This is a genomic window from Acidimicrobiales bacterium (genome assembly GCA_035533595.1).
In the GTDB taxonomy this organism is placed as follows: Bacteria; Actinomycetota; Acidimicrobiia; order Acidimicrobiales; family Bog-793; genus DATLTN01.
Genome location: DATLTN010000069.1, coordinates 12,961 through 37,461 on the forward strand (window position 1 = coordinate 12,961; position 24,501 = coordinate 37,461).

At 71.4% G+C, this 24,501-nt stretch carries 25 protein-coding genes and 1 other RNA gene; 5 read left to right on the plus strand and 21 right to left on the minus strand.

The genetic code is table 11. From position 1 onward, the window contains the following. Positions 1–50: 50 nt before the first annotated feature. Positions 51–785, minus strand: coding sequence for a hypothetical protein (locus VNF07_12935; protein HVB07143.1), 735 nt, complete (start codon positions 783–785; stop codon positions 51–53). A gap of 173 nt (positions 786–958) precedes the next feature. After that, entirely contained in the window at positions 959–1,468 is a 510-nt protein-coding gene (locus VNF07_12940) for a DinB family protein (protein ID HVB07144.1), read from the minus strand. 109 nt (positions 1,469–1,577) lie between these two features. On the opposite strand from VNF07_12940, the gene VNF07_12945 reads away from it, so the two are divergent. Both VNF07_12945 and VNF07_12950 read left to right on the plus strand, forming a co-directional pair. Continuing rightward, positions 1,578–2,909 carry an MFS transporter gene (locus tag VNF07_12945; GenBank protein ID HVB07145.1) on the plus strand — a complete coding sequence of 444 codons (1,332 nt, stop codon included), beginning with the start codon at positions 1,578–1,580 and terminating at the stop codon, positions 2,907–2,909. A 65-nt stretch (positions 2,910–2,974) separates the two neighbouring features. After that, positions 2,975–4,255: a hypothetical protein gene (locus VNF07_12950; GenBank protein ID HVB07146.1), complete on the plus strand. Its 1,281-nt coding sequence runs from the start codon at positions 2,975–2,977 to the stop codon at positions 4,253–4,255. Between the two features lies 1 nt (position 4,256). Here VNF07_12950 and VNF07_12955 read toward each other — a convergent pair whose 3' ends face one another. The 15 genes from VNF07_12955 to VNF07_13025 form a co-directional block, all read right to left on the minus strand. Further along, the gene (locus VNF07_12955; GenBank protein HVB07147.1) at positions 4,257–4,970 is read right to left on the minus strand and encodes a PASTA domain-containing protein; all 714 of its coding nucleotides are present in this window, start codon (positions 4,968–4,970) and stop codon (positions 4,257–4,259) included. Positions 4,971–4,972: 2 nt separating this feature from the next. Further along, positions 4,973–5,290, minus strand: coding sequence for a PadR family transcriptional regulator (locus VNF07_12960; GenBank protein ID HVB07148.1), 318 nt, complete (start codon positions 5,288–5,290; stop codon positions 4,973–4,975). A gap of 76 nt (positions 5,291–5,366) precedes the next feature. Then, positions 5,367–6,194, minus strand: a complete 828-nt coding sequence (locus tag VNF07_12965) for an SDR family NAD(P)-dependent oxidoreductase (GenBank protein HVB07149.1) — start codon at positions 6,192–6,194, stop codon at positions 5,367–5,369. Positions 6,195–6,286: 92 nt separating this feature from the next. Next, positions 6,287–10,192, minus strand: a complete 3,906-nt coding sequence (locus VNF07_12970) for a vitamin B12-dependent ribonucleotide reductase (protein HVB07150.1) — start codon at positions 10,190–10,192, stop codon at positions 6,287–6,289. Positions 10,193–10,442: 250 nt separating this feature from the next. Beyond that, the gene (locus VNF07_12975; GenBank protein HVB07151.1) at positions 10,443–11,639 is read right to left on the minus strand and encodes an aminotransferase class I/II-fold pyridoxal phosphate-dependent enzyme; all 1,197 of its coding nucleotides are present in this window, start codon (positions 11,637–11,639) and stop codon (positions 10,443–10,445) included. Positions 11,640–11,683: 44 nt separating this feature from the next. Continuing rightward, positions 11,684–12,421: an LLM class flavin-dependent oxidoreductase gene (locus tag VNF07_12980; protein ID HVB07152.1), complete on the minus strand. Its 738-nt coding sequence runs from the start codon at positions 12,419–12,421 to the stop codon at positions 11,684–11,686. Between the two features lies 1 nt (position 12,422). Further along, a complete protein-coding gene (locus VNF07_12985) occupies positions 12,423–12,980 on the minus strand; it encodes an SRPBCC family protein (GenBank protein ID HVB07153.1) in 558 nt (185 codons plus the stop codon). Continuing rightward, on the minus strand, positions 12,928–14,055 hold the full coding sequence (locus tag VNF07_12990) for a glycosyltransferase family 4 protein (GenBank protein ID HVB07154.1): 1,128 nt from the start codon (positions 14,053–14,055) through the stop codon (positions 12,928–12,930). The genes VNF07_12985 and VNF07_12990 overlap by 53 nt, the downstream gene beginning before the upstream one ends. A gap of 57 nt (positions 14,056–14,112) precedes the next feature. Further along, positions 14,113–14,316: a hypothetical protein gene (locus VNF07_12995; protein HVB07155.1), complete on the minus strand. Its 204-nt coding sequence runs from the start codon at positions 14,314–14,316 to the stop codon at positions 14,113–14,115. Between the two features lie 91 nt (positions 14,317–14,407). Next, on the minus strand, positions 14,408–14,641 hold the full coding sequence (locus VNF07_13000; GenBank protein ID HVB07156.1) for a hypothetical protein: 234 nt from the start codon (positions 14,639–14,641) through the stop codon (positions 14,408–14,410). A gap of 54 nt (positions 14,642–14,695) precedes the next feature. Continuing rightward, a complete protein-coding gene (gene rdgB, locus VNF07_13005; protein ID HVB07157.1) occupies positions 14,696–15,289 on the minus strand; it encodes an RdgB/HAM1 family non-canonical purine NTP pyrophosphatase in 594 nt (197 codons plus the stop codon). Next, the gene (rph, locus tag VNF07_13010) at positions 15,286–16,056 is read right to left on the minus strand and encodes a ribonuclease PH (protein HVB07158.1); all 771 of its coding nucleotides are present in this window, start codon (positions 16,054–16,056) and stop codon (positions 15,286–15,288) included. Before rph ends, rdgB begins: the two co-directional genes overlap by 4 nt. 42 nt (positions 16,057–16,098) lie before the next feature. Next, positions 16,099–16,908 carry a glutamate racemase gene (gene murI / locus VNF07_13015; GenBank protein HVB07159.1) on the minus strand — a complete coding sequence of 270 codons (810 nt, stop codon included), beginning with the start codon at positions 16,906–16,908 and terminating at the stop codon, positions 16,099–16,101. Between the two features lie 169 nt (positions 16,909–17,077). Further along, positions 17,078–18,025, minus strand: coding sequence for a cysteine synthase family protein (locus VNF07_13020; GenBank protein ID HVB07160.1), 948 nt, complete (start codon positions 18,023–18,025; stop codon positions 17,078–17,080). Positions 18,026–18,038: 13 nt separating this feature from the next. After that, positions 18,039–18,314, minus strand: a complete 276-nt coding sequence (locus VNF07_13025) for a ubiquitin-like small modifier protein 1 (protein HVB07161.1) — start codon at positions 18,312–18,314, stop codon at positions 18,039–18,041. 184 nt (positions 18,315–18,498) lie between these two features. On the opposite strand from VNF07_13025, the gene VNF07_13030 reads away from it, so the two are divergent. Next, complete coding sequence (locus tag VNF07_13030; protein HVB07162.1) at positions 18,499–19,857, plus strand: Rieske 2Fe-2S domain-containing protein; 1,359 nt, start codon at positions 18,499–18,501, stop codon at positions 19,855–19,857. A gap of 21 nt (positions 19,858–19,878) precedes the next feature. Here the strand turns inward: VNF07_13030 and VNF07_13035 are convergent, their stop codons facing one another. The 4 genes from VNF07_13035 to VNF07_13050 form a co-directional block, all read right to left on the minus strand. After that, positions 19,879–21,045 (minus strand): DUF3500 domain-containing protein, encoded by a 1,167-nt coding sequence (locus tag VNF07_13035; GenBank protein ID HVB07163.1) that lies wholly within the window; start codon positions 21,043–21,045, stop codon positions 19,879–19,881. Positions 21,046–21,064: 19 nt separating this feature from the next. Further along, positions 21,065–21,775, minus strand: coding sequence for a class II aldolase/adducin family protein (locus VNF07_13040; protein HVB07164.1), 711 nt, complete (start codon positions 21,773–21,775; stop codon positions 21,065–21,067). 42 nt (positions 21,776–21,817) lie between these two features. Further along, positions 21,818–22,762 (minus strand): aldo/keto reductase, encoded by a 945-nt coding sequence (locus VNF07_13045; GenBank protein ID HVB07165.1) that lies wholly within the window; start codon positions 22,760–22,762, stop codon positions 21,818–21,820. Between the two features lie 175 nt (positions 22,763–22,937). Beyond that, on the minus strand, positions 22,938–23,360 hold the full coding sequence (locus tag VNF07_13050; GenBank protein HVB07166.1) for a M67 family metallopeptidase: 423 nt from the start codon (positions 23,358–23,360) through the stop codon (positions 22,938–22,940). A gap of 84 nt (positions 23,361–23,444) precedes the next feature. Between VNF07_13050 and smpB the strand changes: the two genes are divergently transcribed. Together smpB and ssrA are read left to right on the plus strand one after the other, a co-directional pair. Continuing rightward, complete coding sequence (gene smpB / locus VNF07_13055) at positions 23,445–23,969, plus strand: SsrA-binding protein SmpB (GenBank protein HVB07167.1); 525 nt, start codon at positions 23,445–23,447, stop codon at positions 23,967–23,969. A 76-nt stretch (positions 23,970–24,045) separates the two neighbouring features. Then, positions 24,046–24,399, plus strand: a transfer-messenger RNA (tmRNA) gene (ssrA, locus tag VNF07_13060). Positions 24,400–24,501 lie beyond the last annotated feature (102 nt).

The following is a 24,501-nucleotide window of genomic DNA, read 5'->3' on the forward strand; positions in this document are numbered from 1 at the left end:
GGCCGGTGGGAGAACCCACCGACCGCTCCGGTTGTCCGCGTGAGGAGCGGTCAGGAGCCGGTGTAGCCGCCCGTCGCGAGGGCGATCACGCTGGCGTCGTAGGAGGCGTTCGCCATCGAGATGTTGGCGTCGCGCACCTGCTCGTTCGACGAGACGAAGACGTGAGTGTTGCCCGGGTAGCCCTGGGGCGTCTGCGCGAGCACACGGGCCACCACCGAGGTCATGTTGGTGGTCACGTGCGCGACACGGGTGACGTACTTGTTGTAGTGGTTGAGGGCGTTCTGGTAGCCGGGCAGGCCGTTCAGCGACGAGACCTCGGAGCTCAACGTCGCCTCGTTGCCGACGAGCACGTTCGCCTGCGCGAGGGCGGAGTCACCCTCGATCGTGATGAAGACCTGCGGGGTCATCACCACGTACACCCGGTTGTCCTTCAGCATCGCGGCGCGGTCGGCGCGCAGCTGGGCGAAGGTGGCGTCGTTCGGCACCTTGGCGACGAGGGCGTTGATGCTCGCCTGCTCGGTCGTGATGCGGGCGCTCAACGTGTTCGCGTCCTGGGTCGTGAGGGAGTGCGCCCCCTGCACGTCGCTCAGCAGGTGCTGGAGCTGGGTCGCGCGGTTGGCGAGCTGCTGCTCGAGCTGCTGCTTCTGCTGGGTGAACTTGGAGCCCTGGGCCCCGGTCGCACCGGTCGCGCTCGCCGGCGCCGCACCGGCCGCCGCCGCGAAGCTGAACGCACCACTCGCGATCAGCGCACCGCTCATTGCCATCTGCCACTTGTGATTGCTCATCCTGCCGACCCCCTTGACGCTGCCGCCCTGCCGCCCTTTGCGGCTCAGGGACAACATGCCCCTCGGCTGTGTTGGAACTGTGAGCGAGCGTGCAGCGCCACATCATCGATTCGTCATGGCATTGTTTGCCGATTACGCAAGTCCGATGAGCCGGGTCGCCCCGAAGTGCCTGCTCAGCGACGCGTGAGGATGCCCTTCGCGTAGGCGGCCTGCCCCGCGTGCTGGAGGTTGTCGGAGAGGACGCTCACGAGGCGCACACCGAGGGTCACCGGCGGCTCGTAGGAGGTATCGACGACCCGGTCGAGGTCACCGTCGGCGAGACCGCCGACGAAGGCGAGCGTCGCCACCAGCACCGTCTCGTGGTAGCCGAGGAGGAGCTCGCCGGGAACGGCACCGAGGAGGGCGACCTCGTCGGGGCCGTGGCCGTAGCCCGTCGCGGCGGGCGCAAAGGGGAGGTCGAAGCGCTCGCACCACCCCCCTGAGGTCCAGCGCTGCTCGGACCCCGCGGCTTTCGCGACGTGGTCGTCCTGGATGCGGGTGAGGTGCCAGACGAGCCAGGCGATCGAGTTCGCCGCCGCGTCGGGGCGGCCGGCGAGCAGCGCCTCGTCACAACCGTCGAGCGCCCGGCGGCAGAGCGAGCCCACCCGCCCGAAGGCCTCCGTCAGCAGTTCGGCACTGGTCATCGCGCTCCTCCCCGCCGCGGCGGCCGCCGCGCCCCTAGGCGGGCCAAATGATCCCACCGGGCGCGCCCGAAACGTGCGCCCCGGGGAGTGCGACCCTATGGTGAACGTGGTGCGAATCGGGGGGAAACACCAGGAATCCGCCGCGCCGCCGGCGGGCTACGAGGCAAAGGCCTGGTCGTGGAGCGCCTTCGTCTCCACCTACCTGCCGGCGCTCATCCTCGCCATCGGCACCGGCATCGCCCTCCCGGTGGTGCCGAAGATCGCGAAGTCCTTCCACGTCGGCTTCTCGCTCGCGACCGGGGTCACCACCGCCTTCCTCATCGGCAGCGTCCTCGGGACGATCCCCACCGGGTGGCTGGTCGACCGCGTCGGACGGCGGCGGATCATGCTCCTCGGCCCGATCCTCACGGCGGCGATGGCCTTCCTCGTGCTCACCGCCCGCAACTTCCCCGAGCTGCTCGTCTACCGCTTCTTCGACGGCTGCGCCTCGCAGATGTGGCTGATCGGCCGGCTGGCGGGGATCTCGCACGGCGCCGCCCCCAACCAGCGGGGGCGCCAGGTCAGCTGGATGTTCGGGATGGACAACACCGGCAAGTTCGTCGGGCCGCTGTTCGGCATCCCGATCTACCACCTCTGGGGGACACGCGCCCCCTTCGCCGCTTACGGCTTCCTCGCGCTCGTCGCCCTCGTCCCCGCGTACCTGTTCACCAAGGACACCCCCCGCCGCGACCTGCCCGCCACGACGGCGACGGGCACGGCGACCTCGGCGCCGGCACCGGCCGAGGCGGCGCGCCGCCTCACCACCCGCCAGATCGTCCTGCCGCGGCTCGTCTACTTCGCCGTCGCCTTCTGCGCGGGGCTCGCGCGCGGGCCGGTGCAGGCCCAGGTGTACACGCTGTACTCCTCCTACCGGTACCACGTCGGGACGAACGGCATCGGCTACCTCGCGGGGGCGATGGGCTTCATCGCGCTGCCGATCGGCTTCACCGCGGGCTGGATGATGGACCGCTTCGGGCGAAAACGGACGATGGTGCCGGGCTTCACCGGCGTCGCCCTCACCACCACCGGCCTCGCGATGACCGCCTTTTTCCACATGAGCCTCACGGCGTTCATCGTGATCTTCCTCCTCGGGATCGTGATGCAGTCGCTCACCGGTGGCTCGATCCAGACCGTCGGCGCCGACGTCGCGCCCCCCGAGGCGCGCGGCCGCTTCCTCGGCCTGTGGCGCTTCACCGGCCAGGGGGGCACCGCCATCTCCCCGGTGATCTTCGCCCTCATCGCGCACAACAACCGCTACGGCCCCGCCTTCCTCTACATCGGCTGCGCGGCGGCGATGGTCGCCATCCTCGTCGCCCGCTTCGTCCCCGAGACCGGGGGGCGCAACGCGAAGCCACAGGTGGCGACGGCGCCGCTCGAGGTGCCGGTCGTCGCGAAGCGCTGAGCCCGAGCCGCGCGCGCCGGCAGGCCTTTCGGGAGGCAGGATCGCAGGTCGGTTGAGTAGTCTGCTTGCCCATTGTGCGCGATCACCACGGCGCGGCGCGGCCCGCGACGCGTAGCCGGTGCTCCCCGGGCGCCCTCGGGTGCCGGCGGACGGGCCTGCTCGCCCTCCTCCTGTTCGGCGCGGCGGGGCCGGTGGTCGGCGCCGCGACGCTCGGCCAGGCCACCGTCACCACCGACCGCAGCCAGATCAACATCCTCGAGAACAAGCTCGCCGCCGAGGGCAACGCCGACGAGGGGCTCGTCGCCCACTTCGACGCCGTCGCCGCCCACCTCGCCTTCCTGCAGCGCGAGATCGGGGGCGACGACTCCAAGCTGAAGACGGACCACAAGACCGTCGCCGTCGCCACCACGCACGTCCGGCAGTGGGCGATCGACGCCTACGTGGCCGCGACCTCGGGCGAGTCGCCGACCGCGACCTTCTTCGGCACCGGGGCGAACGCCAACCACGTCGCCGAGGCCCAGACCTACCTCGGGGTGACGAGCGGCACGCTCGACGACGCGGTGAGCGCCCTCCAGCAGGACGAGAACCACACCAACGCCACCGAGCTGACGCTCGAGAAGGAGCGTGCCGAGACCCAGCAGACGCTGCGCGACCTCGCCTCCTCCCGGCGGGCCGCCGAGGCGGGGATCGCCCGCGACGACGAGCTCCTCAACTCGGTGAAGGGCAACCTGCTGGCGCTCGTCACCGCGGCGGCGCAGCGCCGCGAGCAGGCTCGGGTGCTCGCGAGCGAGCGGGCGCTCGCCCAGCAGGCGCAGCAGACGACCTTCAACGGGGTGCTGCCGACCTCGCACGTCTCCTCCGGGAGCTATGCGAACCCGCTCCGCGACCTACGCGGCCTCTCCGCGGAGCGCATCGACCAGGGCGTCGACTTCAGCGGCTACGGCCCGGTCTACGCGGTCGGCGACGGCGTGGTGATCAGCACCGGCAACGGCGGCTGGCCCGGCGGCACCTTCATCTCGTACCGTCTCTCGGACGGCCCCGCCGCGGGGCTCGTCGTCTACGCCGCCGAGGACGTCAACCCCTCGGTGCAGGTCGGTCAGCAGGTGGACGCGAACACCGTCCTCGGCCAGCTCTACGAGGGGGCGACGGGGATGGAGATGGGCTGGTCGGACGCCTCTGGCGACGGGACGACGATGGCCTCGGACAACCGCCAGTACTACGGCGGCAACTCGACGGCCTTCGGCGCCAACTTCTCCGCGCTGGTGCAGTCCCTCGGCGGGCCCGGGGGCCAGATGCAGAGCAGCCCGCCGACGGGCTCGCTCCCCTCCAACTGGCCCAGCTGGTAGCTCAGCCCGGAGAGGGCACCGCCGCGGGCGCGCCTCGCAGGGTGACGAGCACCTGCACGACCGAGCCGACGACGAGCCGCGTCCCCGCTCCCGGCCACTCGCTGGTGACGACACCGGGGTGCCCCGCCGTCGGGCTCTGCTCGAAGCGGACGACCGGCTGCAGCCCGGCCGCCTGCAGCGCGCCGACCGCCGCCGCCTCGCTCAGGCCGACGTCCGCGGGGGCGGCGATCACCGGGCGGGTACCGCGCAGCGCCGCAGCGCGCCGCGGGGTCGTGACGACCGAGGAGGCCTGGTTGGTGCGCGTGAAGGCGGGGGCCGCGACGGCGAGGAGGAGGACGACGAGGACGAGCGCGGCGGCGGCCACCCCTCCCGCGGCGAGGAGGCCGTGGCGGCGGAGGGGCGCGAGATCGAGGAGGAGAGCACGCGGCAGCGGCGGGGGCGCGACGATCGTCGCCTCGTTCTCCTCCTCCGCCTCCTCCTCGAGGCCGTCGGCGGCGATCTCCTCGGGGGTGCCGAGGCGGTCGAGGAGGGTGCGCAGCGCGCTCTCGGTCTCGCTCTCGCTCTCAGCGGCCAGCTCGGCGCGGGCGTCGGCGATGTGCTGCGCGACGGCTTCGCCGATCTCCTCGCGCCGCGACGCGGGAAGGGCGCCGAGCGCCGCGTCAAGTGCGGCGAGGTAGCGGACGACGATCGCCTCGCGCTGCGGGTCGGTGGCCATGCTCACGCCCCTTCCAAGAGGATGCGGTCGACGGTGTCGCGAAAGCGCCCCCACTGCTCGGCGAAGCCATCGAGCGCCGCGGCGCCGTCGCGCGTGAGGCTGTAGTAGCGGCGCGGCGGCCCCTGCGTCGACTCCCGCCAGGCGGTGTCGACGAGCCCCTCGCGGCGCAAGCGACTGAGGAGCGGGTAGAGGGTCCCCTCGCTCGTCACCAGGCCGTCGGCGTCGGCGAGGGTGCGCGCGAGCTCGAAGCCGTAGCGCTCCTGCTTGCGCAGCAGCGCCAGCACGCAGTACTCGATCGCGCCCCGCCGCATCTGGCTCATCAGCTTCGATGCCGGGCCAGGTACCATGCACAGCACTATAGCTGCGCCGGCGCCGGCGGGAGGTCGCGGCGCTCGCTCAGCGACCGAGGAGGGCGGCGGAGCGTTCCCACAGGGCGCGCGCGGCCTCGGGGTCGTCGGCGAGCTTGTCGACGGCACCCGACAGCGCGCGCCGGACGTAGTAGCCGCCCGAGCGCCACTCCACCCCCGGGGTCGTCCTCGCCAGCCAGACGAGCGTGTCCGCCCCCGCGGCGGGCGAGATCAGCAGCCGGTGGCGCAGCGGCGTGCGGTAGACGAGGCGCAGCAGGCTCGAGCTCTCGGCGGCGAAGTTGCTCGCCACCCCGCCGGGGTGGAAGGCCGCCGCGGCGAGCCCCGCGCCGTGGTGGCGGCGGTGCAGCTCGCGGGTGAAGAGGATGTTCGCGAGCTTGGCGTTCCCGTAGGCGACGCGCGCGCTGTAGCGGTGGGTGAGCTCGAGGTCGTCGAGGTCGAGGCGGCTGAAGACCTTGTTCGCGACGCTCGAGGTGGTGATCACCCGCGCCCTGCTCTCGATCAGCCGCTCGCGGAGCAGCTGGGTGAGGAGGAAGGGGGCGAGGTGGTTGACCTGCAGGGTCCTCTCGTGGCCGTCGACCGTCAGCTCGCGGACGCCGAAGATCCCGCCCGCGTTGTGGGCAAGGAGGTCGATGCGCGGGAGGTCGTTGCCGAGCTGCTCGGCGAGGCGGCGCACCTCGGCGAGGAGGGTGTAGTCGGCGACGTAGAAACGGGCCTCGAGGCGGGCGGCGACCGCGGCGGTCTTCTCGGGCGAGCGGCCGACGACGACGACCGTCGCGCCGAGGGCGCGCAGCTGGCGGGCGGCGGCGGCGCCGATGCCGTCGCTCGCCCCGGTGACGACGATCAGCTGGTCGTGCATCGCTCGCTCGACGGGCGGTCGTGCTTCTGGCGTGAGAGAGGAGGAGGCCCGTGGGCCACCTCCTCTCTCACGCTCGGGCAGGGTGCGTCAGCTCACGAGCAGCCGCTCGTCGAGCCGCAGGACGGGCAGGCGTAGCAGGAGCCCGCCCGCTGCATGATGTTGCCGCAGGAGTAGCAGAAGGGCGCGTCCCGGTTCTCGAACAGCGGCCGCTCCTCGACCACGGGGATCGAGGCGGAGCGGGCGGGCGCCCGGTCGCGGTCACCGCCCTCTCCGAAGGTCTCGCGGTCCGAGCGGGCCGCCGTGCCGCTCTCCACGTCCTCGAAGCCCGGCAGCGTCGGCTGCGTGCGCTCCCCCGTCGAGAGGATCCCGAGGTCGATCCGCTCGTCGAGACTCAGGTAGTCGAGCGCCAGCCGGCGGAAGATGTAGTCGACGAGGCTCGAGGCGAGGCGCAGGTCGGCGTCGTCGGTGATCCCCGCCGGCTCGAAGCGCATGTTGGTGTACTTGTTCACGAAGGTCTTGAGCGGCACCCCGTGCTGCAGGCCGAGGCTCACCGAGATGGCGAAGGCGTCCATCACCCCCGACAGCGTCGAGCCCTGCTTGGAGACCTTCATGAAGACCTCGCCGGGGCGGCCGTCGTCGTACTCGCCGACCGTCACGTAGCCCTCGCAATCCGCGACGCGGAAGGAGAAGGTGTTGGAGCGGCGGCGGCGGGGCAGGCGGGTGCGGGCCGTCGTCGGCGGAGCCGGAACGGCGAGCGCGTCCTGCAGCTCGGCGATGCGGGCGAGCAGCGCCGACTCCCGCTCGCTCGAGATGCCGAGCTCGATGTCGAGGGCGTCGTCCGCGTTCTTGGTCGCCGAGAGCGGTTGCGCGACCTTGGTGTTGTCGCGGTAGATGGCGACCGCCTTCAGGCCGAGCTTCCAGGCGTCGATGTGCAGCTGCTCGACGTCCTCGATGGTCACGTCCGAGGGCATGTTCACCGTCTTGGAGATGCCGCCGGAGATGAAGGGCTGCACGGCCCCGAGCATCTTCACGTGGCCGCCGTAGTGGATCGCGTTGTCGCCCATCGAGCAGGCGAAGACCGGAAGGTGCTCGGCCTTCAGCGCCGGTGCCCCGAGGATCGAGTGGTGCTCGGCGATGTAGGCGACGATCACCTCGATCTCCTCGGCCGAGTAGCCGAGGTTGCGCAGCGCACGCGGGATCGTCTGGTTGACGATCGACATCGTCCCGCCACCGACGAGCTTCTTCGTCTTCACGAGGCCGAGGTCGGGCTCGACCCCCGTCGTGTCGCAGTCCATGAGGAAGCTGATCGTCCCGGTGGGGGCGAGCACGCTCGCCTGCGCGTTGCGCACGCCGTAGGCCTCGCCGAGCTCGACCGACGTCGCCCAGGACTCCCGCGCCGCCTCGAGGAGATCGCCCGGCACGCGGCTGCGGTCGATCCCGTCGACGGCGTCGAGGTGCATCTTCAGCACGTTGATCATCGCCTCGGCGTTGTCGTGGAAGCCGGCGAAGGGACCCATCCGCGAGGCGATGCGCCCCGAGGTGGCGTAGCTGTGCCCGGTCATGAGCGCGGTGATCGCTGCGCTGAGCGAGCGCGCGTCGTCGGAGTCGTAGGGCATGCCGAGCGCCATCAGCATCGCGCCGAGGTTGGCGTAGCCGATGCCGATCTCCCGGAAGGCGCGGGTGTTCTCGCCGATCTTCTCGGTCGGGTAGTCGGCGTTGCCGACGATGATCTCCTGCGCGGTGAAGATCACCTCGACCGCCGCCTTGAAGCCCTCGACGTCGAAGTGGTCCTCGTGGTCCAAGAAGGCGAGGAGGTTGAGGCTTGCGAGGTTGCACGCCGAGTTGTCGAGGTGCAGGTACTCGCTGCAGGGGTTGGAGCCGTTGATCCGGCCGGTGTTCGGCGCGGTGTGCCAGCGGTTGATCGTGGTGTCGAACTGCAGGCCGGGGTCGGCGCACTCCCACGCGGCCTCCGCGATCTCACGGAAGAGCTGGCGGGCCGGGAGGGTCTCCATGATCTCGCCGTTAGTGCGCGCGGTGAGGCCCCACTCGCGCCCCTCGAGGACCGCCTCCATGAACTCGTCGCTCACTCGCACCGAGTTGTTCGCGTTCTGGTATTGGATGGAGTGGCTGTCGACGCCGTCGAGGTCCATGTCGAAGCCTGCCGCCGCGAGGGCACGCGCCTTTCGCTCCTCCTTGGCCTTGCACCAGATGAACTCCTGGACGTCGGGGTGGTCGGCGTCGAGGATGACCATCTTCGCGGCGCGGCGCGTCTTGCCGCCGGACTTGATCGTCCCGGCCGAGGCGTCGGCGCCGCGCATGAAGCTCACCGGTCCCGAGGCCGTGCCGCCGCCGGCGAGGAGCTCCTTGGAGGAGCGGATCTTGGAGAGGTTGACCCCCGAGCCGGAGCCGCCCTTGAAGATCGTCCCCTCCTCGACGTACCAGTTGAGGATCGCCGACATCGAGTCGTCGACGGCGAGGATGAAGCAGTTGTGGACGCGCAGGCCGGCGCTCAAGTACTCGCCGCTCTCGGTCTGGATGTCGAAGACCTCCTGCACACCGACGCTCTCGATGCGCTCGATCTCGAGCTGCTTCGTCGCCCGGGTGGCAAGGCCGGGGAGGCCCAGGCTCTCCTCGACCAGCCCCGCCTTGCGGGGACCGATAAACCCGATCTCGGCTGCGAAGGCGATCCGGTCGCCGAGCGGCCGAATCGCGAGCTGCCAGCAGCCCTTCCGGTCCTCGCGGGCGTCGCCCTTGAAGCGGACACGGGAGTAGATGCCGAAGCGCGCGAGGAGCGCTTGCGTGCCACGCACGATCCCTTCGGAGACCATGTCGAAGGCGATGCACGCCGAGCGCTCGCGTACCTGCACGTAGCCCTCGGCCTGGAACAGGCTCCGCAAGTAGGCCGCCACCACGGGGAGCGGGGCGGTGTAGAGCTGCTCAGGGACGGTCATCTCCGCCTCCCGCTGGCGAAGGCCCCACCGCTCGACGAAGGGCGCGAGCTCGTTCCCGTAGAGCCGGGTCCTCCGGCAGTCAAGGGTGGGGTCCATCGTCTCCACCGCCCGCTCGTGGCGGTGGACGCCGGGGAAGACCTGGTCGATCGCGCTGAGCACCCACTCGCGCTCGGCGTCAGTAACGGTCATCGCCTCGATCGTGAGGGAGCGGTTCGTCCCTTCGTACTGACCGACGAAGCCGTCGGACTGCAGCCAGCCGGCGAGCGCCGCCTCGGCGATCGCCGCCGAGGTGATCTCTCCTGCGCCGTGGCTCTCGGTGCGATGCCACATCAGGCGGTCGCCGGCCTTCAGAGAGCCGGCGGCGACGAAGTGGCCGTGGCGGCTGTCCGAAGCCCGCCACACGAGGTGGTCCGCGGTGACGTCGAGCTGCTGGCCCGACTTGGCGTGCAGCCGCAGCACCTCCTTTTGGCCGTTGGCCTTCACCGCGACGACGCTCGTCACGCCGTGTGCGTCGAACACCTTGGTGCCGACCGCGCGCTCCTCGACCAACCGGCCGATCGGAACCAGGCCAGCGGGGGTGCTGACGAGCGCCCCGTAGGGCTGGCAGGCGCTCGCCTGCTGGGGGACGCCCTTCACCCCGATGTTGAACCACACCGGCGAGTTGAAGGCCGCCTTCTGGAAGGCGATGAGGTACTTGAGCTCGTCGGAGAAGGCGGCGGCCTCCTCGGCGTCGACGAAGTAGCCGTCCTTCACCCCCCAGGCGGTGACCGTGTCGACGACGCGGTCGATCACCTGGCGCAGCGACGTCTCGCGCTCGGGGGTGCCGACCGTGCCGCGGAAGTACTTCTGGGCGAGGATGTTCGTGGCGTTCAGGCTCCAGGTGAGCGGAACCTCCACGCCGAGCTGTTCGAAGGCGACCTCACCGGTGCGGTAGTCGCTGATCCGCGAGTCGCGCCGCTCCCACTCGAGCATCTCGTAGGGGTGTCGACTGCCATCGGTGAAGTGTCGGCGGATGCCGATCTCCACACGCTCTCCGGTAACTGCCATCGTTGCTCGCTCCTCTCGGCGCCTGCCACCAGGCCCGCCCGCCACGCACTTTTCCAACCATCAACTAGCACGGGCCTGTATCGCTCCCCGTCCTTCGGAGCGCCCTGCCCAAGATGTGAGCCTCAACAGCAAAACCACTACATGTTGTGGTCCGGCATCCCCCCGCTACCAGATGGGAGTTAATTACACGCGCGTGCTTACAGCCGTGTCAATAGAAACGTTTCGGGACCCGCAGAACTTCCCGACGGCCTCAGAGACGCTCGAGGGTCTTGCGCAGCGTCCGCACCGCCTGGCCGATGCGCTGCTCGTTCTCGATCAGCGCGAAGCGCACGAAGCCGTCGCCGCCCGGCCCGAAGCCGACCCCGGGGGCGGTCGCGACCTTGGCCTCGGCGACGAGGAACTTCGCAAACTCGAGCGACCCCATCTCCTTGTAGGGCTCGGGGATCGGCGCCCAGACGAACATCGTCCCCTTCGGCTTGTCGATCGCCCAGCCGATCCGCTGCAGCCCCTCGCAGAGGGCGTCGCGCCGATGCTGGTAGATGTCGTTCACGAACTTCGGGTACTCCGAGGCCTCGTTCATCGCCACCGTCGCGGCGATCTGGATCGGCTGGAAGCTCCCGTAGTCGAGATAACTCTTCAGCTTGGTGAGCGCCTGCACGACCTCGGTGTTGCCGACCATGAAGGCGATCCGCCAGCCGGCCATCGAGAAGGACTTGGTGAGAGTGTAGAGCTCGACGGCCACCTCCGAGGCGCCGGGGACCTCGAGGATCGAGGGCGGCCGGTAGCCGTCGAAGGAGGTCTCGGCGTAGGCGAAGTCGTGCACGAGGACGACGTCATGCTCGTGGGCGAAGGCGACGAGGCGGGTCATCGTCGCGAGGTCGATGCAGGCCGTGGTCGGGTTGTGCGGGAAGGAGAAGATCACCACCCGCGGCTTCGGCCAGGCCGACTGCCAGGCCTCGAGGAGGTTCGCGAAGAAGTGCTCCCCGGCGTCGACCTCGTCGGTGCCGAGGTTGGCGAGCGGCACCATGCGCACGTCGGCGCCGGCGAAGAGGGGCGCGTAGATGTGGATCGGGTAGGACGGCGCGGGCACGAGCGCGGTGTCGCCAGGACCAACGAGCACCCACATGAGGTGCGAGAGGCCCTCCTTCGCGCCGATCGTCGTCACCACCTCGCGGTCGGGGTCGACGGCGACCCCGAAGCGGCGGAAGTAGAGGTCGGCGATCGCCTGACGGAGCTTGGGGATCCCCTTCGAGGAGGAGTAGCGATGGTTGCGCGGGTTGTGCGCGGCCTCGGCGAGCTTGTCGACGGCGATCTCCGGGGAGGGGATGTCGGGGTTGCCGAAGCCGAGGTCGATGACGTCCTCGCCGGCGCGGCGTGCTGCCAACTTCAACGCGTCTACCTCGGCAAACACGTAGGGCGGCAGTCCGTTGATGCGGCGGAAGTCCATCGCGAAAGGCTACCAACGATGCTCTTGCAGGTTGTCCGTCGCGCTCACGCCCCGGGTGGCGGCGCGGCGCGTGCGAGCCCCGCGGCGGCCGCCGCCTCGACGAGGCGCCCGGCCCGGCCGGGCCAGTGGACGATGATCCAGCCCGCCCCCGCGAGGGCGACCCCCGACAGCCGCGCCGCCGCCTCGGCCCGGTCACCCGGCAGGTTCCCGGCCCAGGTCACCGGGCCGAGGCGGGCATGTGCCGCGAGATCATCGGGTGCGGCCGCCCAGAAGTTGAGCGGGCAGCCGAGGCGGAGCGCGATGGCGTTGGTCGCGGGCGCGCCACCGCCGACCCAGGTCGTCACCCCGGCGGCGACGAGGCGGGTGGCGACCTCTTCGAGCTGCGCGCGGCGCTCGCCGGCGGGGGCGAAGGCGACGCCGTAGGCGGCGTTCTCGGGGGCGTTCTTCGCGTCCCCCGTCCCGAGGCCGGCGATCAGCCGCCCCCCCGACAGCGCCTCGACGGCGAGCAGCGAGGTGACGAGGTGCTCGGGCTCCATGATCCCGATGCGGGCGACGAGGGGGCCGATCAGCAGGCGCTCGGTGCGCGCCGCGAGCGCGCCGAGGAGAGGGAACAGGGCGCGCGCCGGCATCGTCGGGTTGCCGAGCGGCCACAGGTGGTCGTAACAGAAGACCCCGTCGAGGCCGGCGGCCTCGGCCTCCTCGGCGGCCTCCAGTGCGGGCGAGGCGGAGGGCTCGAAGACCGGCAGCGCCACACCGAGGCGCACCACCGGCGCCCCGCTCATCTCAGCCCCGCGACTCGACCCGCGCCTTCAGGTCGCGCACCGCGGCGTGGAGGATGTGCCCCTCGGCGCGGCGGCGGACGAAGCCGGGGATCGCGACCCGCAGCTCGACGGCGAGGGCGTAGGTCACCTGCGTCGCGCCGTCGCCGTCCGCGACGAAGCGGTACGAGCCGTCGAGGCGGCTCGTGATGTCCCCCTCGCGCTGCACCCAGGAGACCTCCTCGGGGGCGCGCGAGTAGTCGTAGGCGAGGACGTAGTTGGTGGAGCGGCCGAAGGCGCCGGCGCGGAAGGCGACGACGAGGGCGCGGCCCTGCGCGTCATGTTCGAGGACCTCGACCTGCTTCACGTCCGAGACCCACTCGGGGTAGGCCTCGAAATCGGTGGCCACGGCGAAACAGCGCTCGGGAGGTCCCGATATCACCACCTGCTCGGCCGTCCGCTCCACCGTCGTCCCTCTCGTGTGCTGGTCGCCCCAGCCTGGCACGGCCGCCCGCGCGGCCGGGGGATTCTCAGCCCCCGGCGCGCAGCAGCGCCCCGTCGAGGCGCGCCGCCAGCTCGTCATAGTCGAAGGTGGCCGCGGCGCGCGCCCGCGCCGCGGCGGCGAGGCGGGCGCGGCGGGCCGGGTCGGCGAGCAGCGAGGCGATCGCCTCGCTCGCCACCTTGAGGTCGGCGGGGCGGTCGACGACGAGGCCGGTCTCCTCGTGCAGGACCGCCTCGTGCGCGCCCCCCGAGAGGCCGGCGACCTGCGCGACGCCCGCCGCCGCGGCCTCCAGGAAGACGATCCCGAAGCCCTCCTGCTCGAGGCCGAGCCAGCGGTTGCGACAGAGCATCACCGCGAGGTCGGCGGCGCCGAGGAGCGCGGGGAGCTCGTCGTCGGGGACGCGCCCCAACAGGCGCACCGGCGCCTCGTGGCGCTCGATCAGACGGGCGAGCCGCTCCTCGTCGCGCCCGCTGCCGCCGATCAGCACCGAGAGCCCCGGGTGGCGGGGGGCGAGGGCCGCTGCGGCCTCGATGAGCACGTCCATGCCCTTGCGGGGGACGAGGCGGCTCACGCTCACGACGAGCGGCGCGCCCTCCCCCACCCCGAGGCGGCGGCGCACCGCGGCGCGCTCCTCCTCGCCGATCGGGTGGAAGCGCCCCGCGTCCACGCCGGGGGGGACGAGGACGGTCTCGGGCATCGCGCGGCCGACGATGCGGCGCGCCTCGCCCGCGGGGTAGCCCCCCGCCGCGATGACGAGGGCCGCACCGCGGATCGTGCGGGCGAGCAGCCGGGAGAGGCCGGGGAGGCGCGCCGGCACGGTGACCTCGGCGCCGTGCAGGACGAGGGCGTAGGGGTGCGCGAGCGAGGGGCCGAGGCCGCCGACGGGGAGAGCAGGGTCGAGGACCACGAGCGAGGCACCGCACTCGGCCGCCAGCGCGTCGATCCTCCGGCGCAGCGCGGGGCCCGGCAGCAGCATCGGCGTCTCGACGCGCACGACCCGGTAGGGCTGCGCGGCGTCGAAGGCCTCGGCGCCGGGCTGGGCGCGGGTGAGGACGGTGAAGCGCTCCGGCGGGAGGCGGCGCCACAGCTCATGGAGGTAGGACTGGATCCCACCGACCTTGGGGGGGAAGTCGTTGGTGACGAGTAGGTGGCTCACCGCCGTCGGCCTCTCCGGCCCGCTCCCCCGTCGGCGCCGCGCCCGCGGCGCGTGGCCTCAGCCGGCGCGTCGCTGGTGGCGGATGCCGGGGAGGAGCCCGGCGCCCTCGAGGAGGCGCACGGCGCGCGCCTCGTCGGCGTCGATGACGATCGCGTCGGCGGGGTCGTGATCGAGGAGGAACGAGACCACGCAGTCGTCACAGGCGTGCGTCGCCTGCAGCGTGCAATCGTCGCAACTGATCGTGAGCACCGAGCTGTCCACGGCGCCTCCTCTCCTCCGGGCGGGATGCTCCCGCTATCGATCTCGTCTCTGGAGATGATCGTCGGAGGGTGTATCAGCGGCTCGGGCGGACTCAGGACTTCGGTGCCGCGGGCGCGCTCTCCTCGTCGGCGATCGTCTCGATCGCGTTCGAGCGCCCGCACCAGCGGCAGGTCACCGACTCGATGTCGAGGGAGAGGATCTCCTCCTCCTCGACGACGAGGTCGCCACCCAGGCTGTAGTGGTGAAAGGCGCGGGCGCGCTTGGTCGACAGGACGTCGAAACGGGTGAGGTTCCCGCAGGCGCTGCAGCGGTATCGAGTGGCCACGACCGAAAACTAGTCGAGCCCCGGCGTTCCGCCCGGGTCCCCCGGAGGCCTTGCTCAGCGGGCGGCGAGCTCGATCGCGAGCTCGCGCAGCGCCCGTCCGCGGTGGCTGAGCGCGTGCTTCTCGTCGGGGTCGAGCTCGGAGTAGCTGCGCCCTCCTCCGCCGTCGGGGAGGAAGACCGGGTCGTAGCCGAAGCCGCCGCCGCCGCGGGGCGCGTCGGCGATCGTCCCCTCGACGATCCCCTCGGCGGCGATCTCGCTCCCGTCGGGGAAGCTCACCGTGACGACCGAGATGAAGCGGGCGCGGCGGTCGGGCCGGCTGCCGAGGGCGAGGAGGAGCTTGTCGACGTTGTCCTGGTAGGTCGCGCTCGGTCCCGCGTAGCGCGCCGAGTAGAGGCCCGGCGCGCCGCCGAGGGCGTCGACCTCGAGGCCCGAGTCGTCGGCGACCGCCGCGAGGCCGGTCGCCCGGCAGAGCGCCTCGGACTTCAGGCGGGCGTTGTCGAGGAAGGTCCGCCCGATCTCCTCGACGTAGGGGACCGAGGAGGGGCGCGCGACGAGCTCGACGTCGGGGAGGACCGCCTCGAGGATCATCCGCATCTCCACCTCCTTGTCGGGATTGGCCGTCGCGAGGACGAGCTGCAGCCCGCTCACGAAGGCCGCCCGATGACCCTCGGCTCGGGCGCCTCCGCGAGCAGCAGCTGCTGCGCGGCGACGAGCTCGTCGATCCCGCTCTTCGCGAGCGCGAGCAGCTCGCCGAGCTCCTCGGCCGAGAAGGGCATCCCCTCGGCGGTCCCCTGCACCTCGACGTAGCGCCCCGTGCCGGTCATCACGACGTTCATGTCGACCTCGGCGCGGGAGTCCTCGGAGTAGTCGAGGTCGAGCATGCAGACTCCCTCGACGACGCCGACCGAGACGGCGGCGAGCGGGTCCGAGAGCGGGTGGCGGGCGAGGACCCCCGTCGTGAGCAGTCGGCTGAGCGCGTCGTGCAGCGCGACGTAGGCGCCGGTGATGGAGGCGGTGCGCGTCCCCCCGTCGGCCTGCAGGACGTCGCAGTCGAGGATCACCTGCCGCTCGCCCAACGCGGCCATGTCGCACACCGCCCGCAGCGAGCGGCCGATCAGCCGCTGGATCTCGTGCGTGCGACCGCTCTGGTGGCCACGCGCCGCCTCGCGCGAGACGCGCTCGGGAGAGGAGCCCGGCAGCAGCGAGTACTCGGCCGTCACCCACCCCTTGCCGCTGCCGCGCATCCAGCGAGGGGTGTCCTCCTCGATCGAGGCGGTGCAGAGGACCTTGGTGCGCCCCATCGTGGCGAGCACCGATCCGGCGGCGAACTCGGTGTAGTCCCGCTCGAGGGTCACGGGCCGCAGCTCGTCGATGACGCGGCCGTCACGGCGCGTGAGGTTCACCGGTGTGGTCATGGGGGTCGCTCCTTGGTCGGCGCCGAAACTACAAGGTGCGGCTCAGGGCGCGGCGAGGGGGAGGTGCTCGGCGTGGTGCAGCTCGGGGCCGAGGAGGCGGCTCCCCATCTCGGCGAACCAGCCGACGTCCCCCGACGAGAGGAAGCGGTGCTCGGTCGTGCGCTCGCCGCGCCGGCCGAGGCCCGTCGCCTGCAGGATCGAGCGCACGTCGAAGGCGGTCTCCTCGGCCGAGGAGACGAGGACCACGTCACGCCCCATCACGTCCGCGATCGTGCGCGCCAGGAAGGGGTAGTGCGTGCAGCCGAGGAGCAGCGTGTCGATGTCGAGCGTGGCGAGCGGCGAGAGCAGCCGCTCGGCGAGCACGTGCACCTGGTCGGTGTCGATCTCTCCCCGCTCGACGAACTCGACGAAGCCGGGGCAGGCGGCGAGGTGCACCTCCGCGCCGATCCGCAGCGTCGCCGCGGCCCGCTGATAGGCGCCCGAGGAGATCGTGCCCACCGTCCCGATCACGCCGACCCGGCCGTTACGGGTGGCGAGCGCGGCGGAGCGCAGCCCGGCCTCGATCACCCCGAGGACGGGCACCGAGTAGGAGAAACGCAGCTCGTCGAGGGCCACCGCGGAGGCGGTGTTGCAGGCGACGACGACCATCTTCACTCCCTCGTGGACGACGAGGTGCTCGACGATCTCGGCGCTGAACTTCGCGACCTCCTCGGCGCTGCGCGGGCCGTAGGGGTAGCGGGCGCTGTCGCCGACGTAGACGACCTGCTCCTCGGGGAGCAGGTCGATCAGCGCACGGGCGACGGTGAGGCCGCCGAAGCCGCTGTCGAAGATGCCGATCGGCCGGTCGTCCACCGGGCCAAGGCTAAAGCGCCTGTTCGCCGGGCGTGCCGGCCGCTGCGCGTGCCGCGCCTCCCCCGCCGACCTTGGCCCGCCGAGCGGGGCGATGCTCGAGGTCGACAGGCTCTCCGCGGCGCCCTCGACGTCGATCGGGCGCGGCGCGCGTCGTCCTGGCGCCGGAAGCTCAGAAGTAGATGACCTTCTTTGCCCGCTCGACGACCTCGTCGAGGGGGTCGGTCCAGGCGCCGGTCGAGAGGTACTTCCATCCCGCGTCCGGGGAGAGCACGACGATCGTCCCCCGCTCGATGCGCCCGGCGCAGCGCACCGCGCCGGCGAAGGCCGCCCCCGTCGAGATCCCCGAGAAGATCCCGAGCTCGGCGAGGCGGCGGGTGAAGACGATCGAGTCGAGCGGCGAGACGACGGTCTTCATGTCGAGCAGCTGCTCGCCCCCCTCGTCCTCGAAGATCGGCGGCACGTAGCCGTCGTCCAGGTTGCGCAGGCCGTCGACCATCTCCCCCGTCGGCGGCTCGACGGCCCACACCTTCACCTCGGGGTTCTGCTCCTTCAGGTAGCGGCCGACGCCGAGGAGCGTGCCGCTCGTCCCGAGGCCGGCGACGAAGTGGGTGACCTCAGGGCAGTCCCTCCAGATCTCCGGGCCGGTCCCCTCGTAGTGGGCGCGGGGGTTCGCCGGGTTGCCGTACTGGTAGAGGAAGACCCACTCGGGGTGCTCGGCCGCGAGCGCCCGCACGAGCCTCACCGCGCCGTTGGAGCCCTCCGAGCCGGGCGACTCGATGACCTCGGCGCCGAAGATCTCCAGCAGCTGGCGGCGCTCGATCGAGACGTTGGTCGGGAGGACGACTTTCAGGTGGTAGCCGCGGGCCCGGCAGACGAGGGCGAGGCCGATGCCGGTGTTGCCGGAGGAGGACTCGATGAGCGTCGCTCCCGGCTCGAGCACGCCACGCTTCTCAGCGTCCTCGACGAGGCTCAGCGCGACGCGGTCCTTCACCGAGCCGCCGGGGTTCATCCCCTCGAGCTTCACGAGGATCTGCACCTGCGGGTTGGGGCTGAGCGGCGAGACGTCGACGAGCGGGGTATTGCCGATCAGGTCGAGGATGTTGTCGTAGCGGGCCATCCGGCGCGCGCGCTCAGCCGCCGGCGACCGCGGGGAGGATGGAGAGCACGTCGCCCTCGCCCACCTTGGTGTCGAGCTTGTCCAGATAGCGGACGTCGTCGTCGTTCAGGTAGACGTTCACGAAGCGGTGCAGTGAGCCGTCCTCGGTGAGCACCTGGCCCCCGAGGCCGGGGTAGGCGGCGACGAGCTCCTGCAAGATGTCGCCGACGGTCGCCCCGTCGAGGCGCACCGACGGCTGACCGGCGGCGGCCTGGCGGAGCAGGGTGGGGAGACGAACTTCGACGGCCACGGTGCCCTCCGGCGATCGGGAAATACGACCGAATCGGTCAGAGTTTACCGCTCGCCCGGCCACCGCCCATCCGGAGCGGCCCGCCGCACGGGGTGGCCACCGTCGGTGGCCCCGGGCGGTACCTTCTCGGGAGACGATCTCGCAGAAAGGCGCGCCGACCGGCCGCGCCGCGAAAGGGGGCGGCATGGTCACCGTCGAGCAGAACGAGCGCTGGACCCGCGTCGGGCCGGGGACGCCCGGCGGAGAGCTCCTCCGCCGCTACTGGCAGCCCTTCCTCCCCGTCGCCAAGCTCGACGAGAACCCGGTGCAGCCGGTGCGCCTGCTCGGCGAGGACCTCGTCTGCTACCGCGACCGCTCCGGCACCGTCGGCCTCGTCGGCGAGCGCTGCGCGCACCGCCTGGTGAACATGGCCTTCGGCATCCCCGAGGCGCACGGCCTGCGCTGTCCCTACCACGGCTGGTGCTACGACGAGACCGGGCAGTGCGTCGAGACCCCCCTCGAGTCCCCGAACTCGCGCCTGCACGACAGCGTCTCGATCGGCGGCTACCCCGTCGAGGAGATGGGCGGCCTGCTCTTTGCCTACCTGGGCCCCGGCGAGCCGCCCGTGCTCCCCCCGTGGGACGTGCTCGTGCACCCCCGGGCGCTGCGCCAGATCGGCCTCACGGTGATCCCCTGCAACTGGCTGCAGTGCCAGGAGAATGCCTCGGACCCGGTGCACAGCGTCTACCTGCACGGCCATTTCTTCAAGTACGTCCTCGAGCGCGACGGCCTCTTGGAGGAGCGCGCCGCCGACCCGACGACGCACCGCTCGCACACGAGCATCGCCCAGGGGATCGGCTACGACCGGGTGATCTCCCGCCTGGACGAGCACGGCGTGCAAAAGGCGATGGTGTACACCCCCGAGCGCGGAGCGAAGGAGTACGAGGAGCGCTGGCACTCCTACATGATCTTCCCGAACATCGCCCGCGTCGGCGGTGGCGGGCTGCGCTTCGAGATGCAGTTCCGCGTCCCCGTCGACGACACGCACACCAACCACATCGTCTACGACATCTACGTCGTCCCCGACGGGGTCGACGTCGAGATACCGGCGACGCCGCCCTGCTACGAGATCCCGATCTTCGACGCCGAGGGCAAACCGATCCTCGACTACGTGCTCGCCCAGGACATGGCCGCCTGGTGGTCACAGGGCGAGATCGTCGACCGCTCCAAGGAGCAGGTCGCGGCCACCGACGAGGCGGTGCTCCACTTCCGGCGCCTCCTCGACGACCAGATCTCCCTCGTCGCGGCGGGCGGTGACCCGATGAACGTCTACCGCGACGCCGCCGAGGTCGGGGAGGTCATCGAGGGGCACCCGAGGGTCGGCGACGCCGGGTACCGCGGGATGCGCATGGGCGCCTACCGCTCGATGTTCCACAAGGGCTACTGGCGCGACGACGCCGACCGTCACGGCCCGCTCCTCGAGCAGGTGAAGGCGCTGATGCAGCAGGCCGAGGAGGCCGCCGCGCAGCGGGTCGAGCAGGCCGCGCCCGCCCCCGTCAGCTGAGCGGGCGCCCGGCGCGGCCGCTCACGCGCCGGCGTGCTCGTGCGCGCTGCGGTGCTGGCGCAGCAGGTCGGTGCCGTAGTCGTTGCCGTTCGGGGTCCGCATCACGGTGTGGATGTGGCTCTTCATCGGGCCGTCGCTCTTGAAGACGACGCCGGGCTCGTGGTCGAACTCGACGAGCAGCACCGGGCTGTGCACCCGGTAGTAGAAGACGCTCTCGTCCTCGGTGGCGCCCATCCAGGTGAAGTAGGTCTCGTCGAGGTGCGCCCGCACCTCGGCCATCTTCGCCGCGGCGTGGCCATCGGGCAGGCGGCCGACGTAGCAGCCGATGAGCGCGAGCAGCGCCGACTGCTGCACCGGGTCGAGCTCGCCGTGGGCGATGCCGGAGTAGTCGAGGACGAGGTTGTCGCAGAACGCCCCGGCGTACAGCCCCGGCGGCAGCTCCTCGGCGACCACCGCGCGCCGTGCCTGGGCGGGGTCGAGGGACTGCACCAGGTCGAGCGCGAGGCGCTCCTCGGCCTCGAGGACGCGTGTCCCCGCGTAGCGCCCCGCCTCGGCGACGAGCGGCTCCGAGCCGAGGAGGTAGGGCGTGAGCACCAGTTGGTCGCCGAGCACGAAGACGTTGAGGTTGAGGTGGTGGCCGTCGAGCTGGAAGCCGTAGGGACCGTCGGCCGACGGGCTCCCGAAGAGGCACAACCAGTAGTTCCACTCGCCGAACTCGCTGTAGCCGCGCTCGTCGCGACGGCCGGTGATCTCCTGGATCGTCTCGTTGAGGCGCATCACCCCGCGGGCCTCGGCGAAGCCGGCGGGGCTGAGCGCCGCCGCGAGGAGCTCGAGGGCGCGGTCACGCTCCGGGTCGCCCATCTCGTCCAGGCAGCGCCCGTGACGCATCAGGAAGCGGTGGATGTTCGACCACCGTCGCCAGGCGTCGCTCTCGAGGGGGAACTGCACCTCGCGCCTCGCGTCCTCGTCGAGGAGCGACGCGTAGGACTCGATGCGGGCGCGCACCGCCGACGTCGGGGCGCCGCCCTTCCCGAGCGGGAAGAGCCCCTCGACGGGGCCGGAGGAGGTGACGACGCCGACGAGCGGCTCGGCGATCGCCCGCTCGGCGCGCTCGAGCATCACCTGGTGGCGCTCGCTCGGGGTGCCGAGGAAGCGCGCCGAGGAGGGCGGCCCGACCCGTAGCTCCATCATGGTGATCCTCCGATCGTCACCGCTCGCGGCGCGCCCGCTCGGTCTTGCGGACGAGGTACTCCCAGCCCATCTGCAGCAGTGGCGGCGCCCAGCAGCGGGCCCGCTTGGCGAGCGCCTCCTCGTCAGAGGACCAGGTCTTCACCTCGCCGGCGGCGAGCTGGCTCGCGCACGCCCGCTCGAGCAGTACCGTCGCCATGATCGCGGCCGGCACGTCGGGGCCCGTGACCGCCATCCCGTGGTGGGGGATCAGCGCCGCGGGCCGGTCGCCGAGGGTGCGCGCGAGGTCCTCACCGAGCTCCTGGGTGACGATCAGGTCGCCGGTGCGGGTGAAGCGGGGGATGTCCGGCGGGACGAAGAGCGTCGCGTCGTGGGAGATCGGCAGCAGCGGCTGCTGGGTCGCGGCGAAGGCCACGGCCGAGAAGGCGTGGGTGTGGACGACGCAGTTCACGTCGGGGCGGGCTCGCATGATCTCGGTGTGGATCGGATACTCGCCGTGGCGCCGCCCCTCGCCTTCGAGCACCTCGCCGTCGAAGGAGACGAGGAGCACGTTCTCCCGCTCGATTTCCTCGAAGCCGAACAGGTGCGCCTTCATCCAGATGCCCCGGCCCTCGGGGTCGCGCACCGAGACGTGGCCCCAGACCATGTCGGAGAACTGCTCGTTGCCGAGCACGTGGCACGCGGTGACGACGAGGCCGACCGGGTCCTCCGCCTGCTGCTGCTCCGACATCGCTACCTCCTGTGGGCACTTCGGTGATGTGGACCGCCCCGGCTAGTGGATCGCCGCTTCCTCGAGCTCGTGCCGCTCGGCCTCGCCGAAGTGGCCCATCTCGACCGCGGCGATCGCCTCGGCGACGTGCGCGGGCTCGGAGAGGCCGAGGATCGCCGTCGAGACCCCCGGCGTCGAGATCACGTAGCGGATCGCCGTCTTCACGAGCGAGTCCCCCAAGCGCCGGGCGGTCGGGATGAGGCGGCTGCCGGGGCCCTCGCTCGGCCCCTCGCCGGTGAGGATCCCCCGCCCGAGCACCTGGATCGCCATCACGCCGACGCCCGCGCCGGCGGCCGTCGAGATCACCCGCCGGTAGTCGGCGCCCTCGGCCTCGGGGCCGACCTCGACCGCGGCGCTCGGGTTGAGCAGGCTGAACGAGGCGTTGATGCTCCCGAAGACCCCCGAGGCGATGGCCTCGGCGATGGCCTCGGGGTCACCACCGAAGGAGGTGAAGCCCGTGGTGCGGATCACCCCTGCATCCAGCAGCTCCTGGAGGGCACTCGCGACGCCGTTGTGCCCGAAGACCTCCTCCAGGTTGAGCAGCGCGCCGACGTTCATCTTCTCGCCCTCTTCGTGGGCGCGCGCGAAGCGGTTGTGCGAGAGCAGTACGTCCACCTTGTCGAGGCCGAGGCGCTCGAGGCTCTGCTCGAAGCCGGCGAGCACCGCCGAGCGGGGGTCCTTCAGGTCCTCGGGCTGCAGGCAGAACTTCGTCGAGATCGAGGGGCGCGCGCCGAGCTCCTTCAGCGCCCGGCCGAGGTTGGTCTCCGAGACCCCCCATCCGTAGGCGTAGGCGGTGTCGAAGTAGTCGATGCCGCCATCGAGCGCAGCCTTGATCGTCTCGATCCGCAGCGCCTCGTCGTCGCCCACCATCAGGCGGGCGTTCGGGCCGCAACCGAATCCGATGACGGGCAGCTCGATCCCTGTCTCGCCGAGTGCGCGTCGTTCCATGCTCGCCCCCCACGCGTCGTCCGAAGCCGGGTCCGCCCCGCTTGCTCGGCGGGTCATCCCCGCCCGGTCACTGTAGACAAGGACCCCGCACACCCCACTGGGCGCCACCATCCCCACCGGCCGGCTTCGCCATCTCCACCGGCCGGCGTGGCTGCCACCCCCGCTGCCGTCGCCTCTAGGAGGAGCTGCTCCTCGGGGCGACGACCGCTTCCTCGCTCACCTCGCCGCCCACGATGCGGTACGAGCGCAGCGACGGGAGCTCGTCGCGCAGCGAGACGAGGACGTAGTGCCAGGTCGGGTCGGGCGCCTGCGCGACGTCGGTGGGCGAGGGATAAGGGTCGGTGTGGGTGTGGGAGTGGAAGACGCCGATGATCGAGGCCCCCGCCGCCTCGGCCTCCCGGTCGGCACGGAGGTGGTCGCGGGGGTCCACCGTGTACAGGCGCGCCGACGCCGCCGCGTTCCGGGTCGGGAAGACCGTGTGCACCACGCCGCTCGCAGGGTCGCCGGCGATCAGGCCGCAGCCCTCATTGGGGAGTTCGGCGAGGCAGTGGGCGACGATCGCGGCGAGCTGCTCCTCGTCGAGCGTGAGACCGCTCATCGGGTCGGCACGCGCGGGTTGTCCAGCTCAGACCGCATGCGCGGCGGACGGTCGGGCACGGGCCGGAGGCTACCGTTTCCGGTCATGCCCATGAAGACGACGGCCGTCGCGACGAAGAGGGCCGTCAAGGGCAACGAGCGCCGCGACGCGAACCGCAAGGTCGCGCAGAACCGTCGGGCGCGCCACGAGTACGACATCCTCGAGACCTTCGAGTGCGGGATGGCGCTGCGCGGCGGCGAGGTGAAGTCGTTGCGCGCCGGCCAGGTGAGCCTCCAGGACGCCTACGCACGCATCGACAACGGGGAGATGTACCTGCTCGGCACGCGCATCGCCCCCTACGAGTACTCGAGCGGGTTCGGCTACGTGGACCCCGAGCGCCCGCGCAAGCTCCTCCTCCACCGGGCCCAGATCGACGAGCTCCGCGGCAAGGTGACCCAGCAGTCGCTGACCCTCGTCCCACTGTCGATCTACTTCAAGGAGGGGAAGGCCAAGGTGGAGATCGCCCTCGCACGCGGCCGCCACCTCTACGACAAGCGCAGGGCGATCGCGGAGCGCGACTCCAACCGCGAAGCGGAGCGGGCGATCCGCGAGCACCAGCGCCGGGGCTGATCAGTCTCCCGGCAGCGCTCGCGGGACGACACGTCACAGCGGCGCTGTACGCTCGAAGCGAAGCAACTACCAACCAGGGGGTGACTGGCTTCGACTTCGGTCGTCAATATGGGAGAAGCGAGCCGTGGTCTCCGGAGCCACGTTAAAGAGCCGGAACCATAAAACAAACGCCGAGCCCAAGCTCGCGCTTGCTGCCTAACTAGCAGCAACGTCTGCCCGGCCCCAGCCCTGCGGGTCGATTCCAGGCGTCATTTAGTAGGGCTTACCTGAAGGTCATCGCCAGTGTGGCCATCAGGGACATTTCAGCTGGCTAGGGACCCGCAGATGTGCCGACTGCGAGGCGGGACCCGAAACTAAGCATTCGGCTGCGCTCGGAGAAGGCCCATTGCGAAGCTGAAGGACCCGGGTTCGATTCCCGGCACCTCCACCGCGAGATGTTCACGAAATGACGGGCTCTGTGTTCGCGAAACCCCCAAAAGGGGCCGCGAACCGGAGCCTGAAGTCATCTACAGATCGAGTCCGAGGTCAGGGC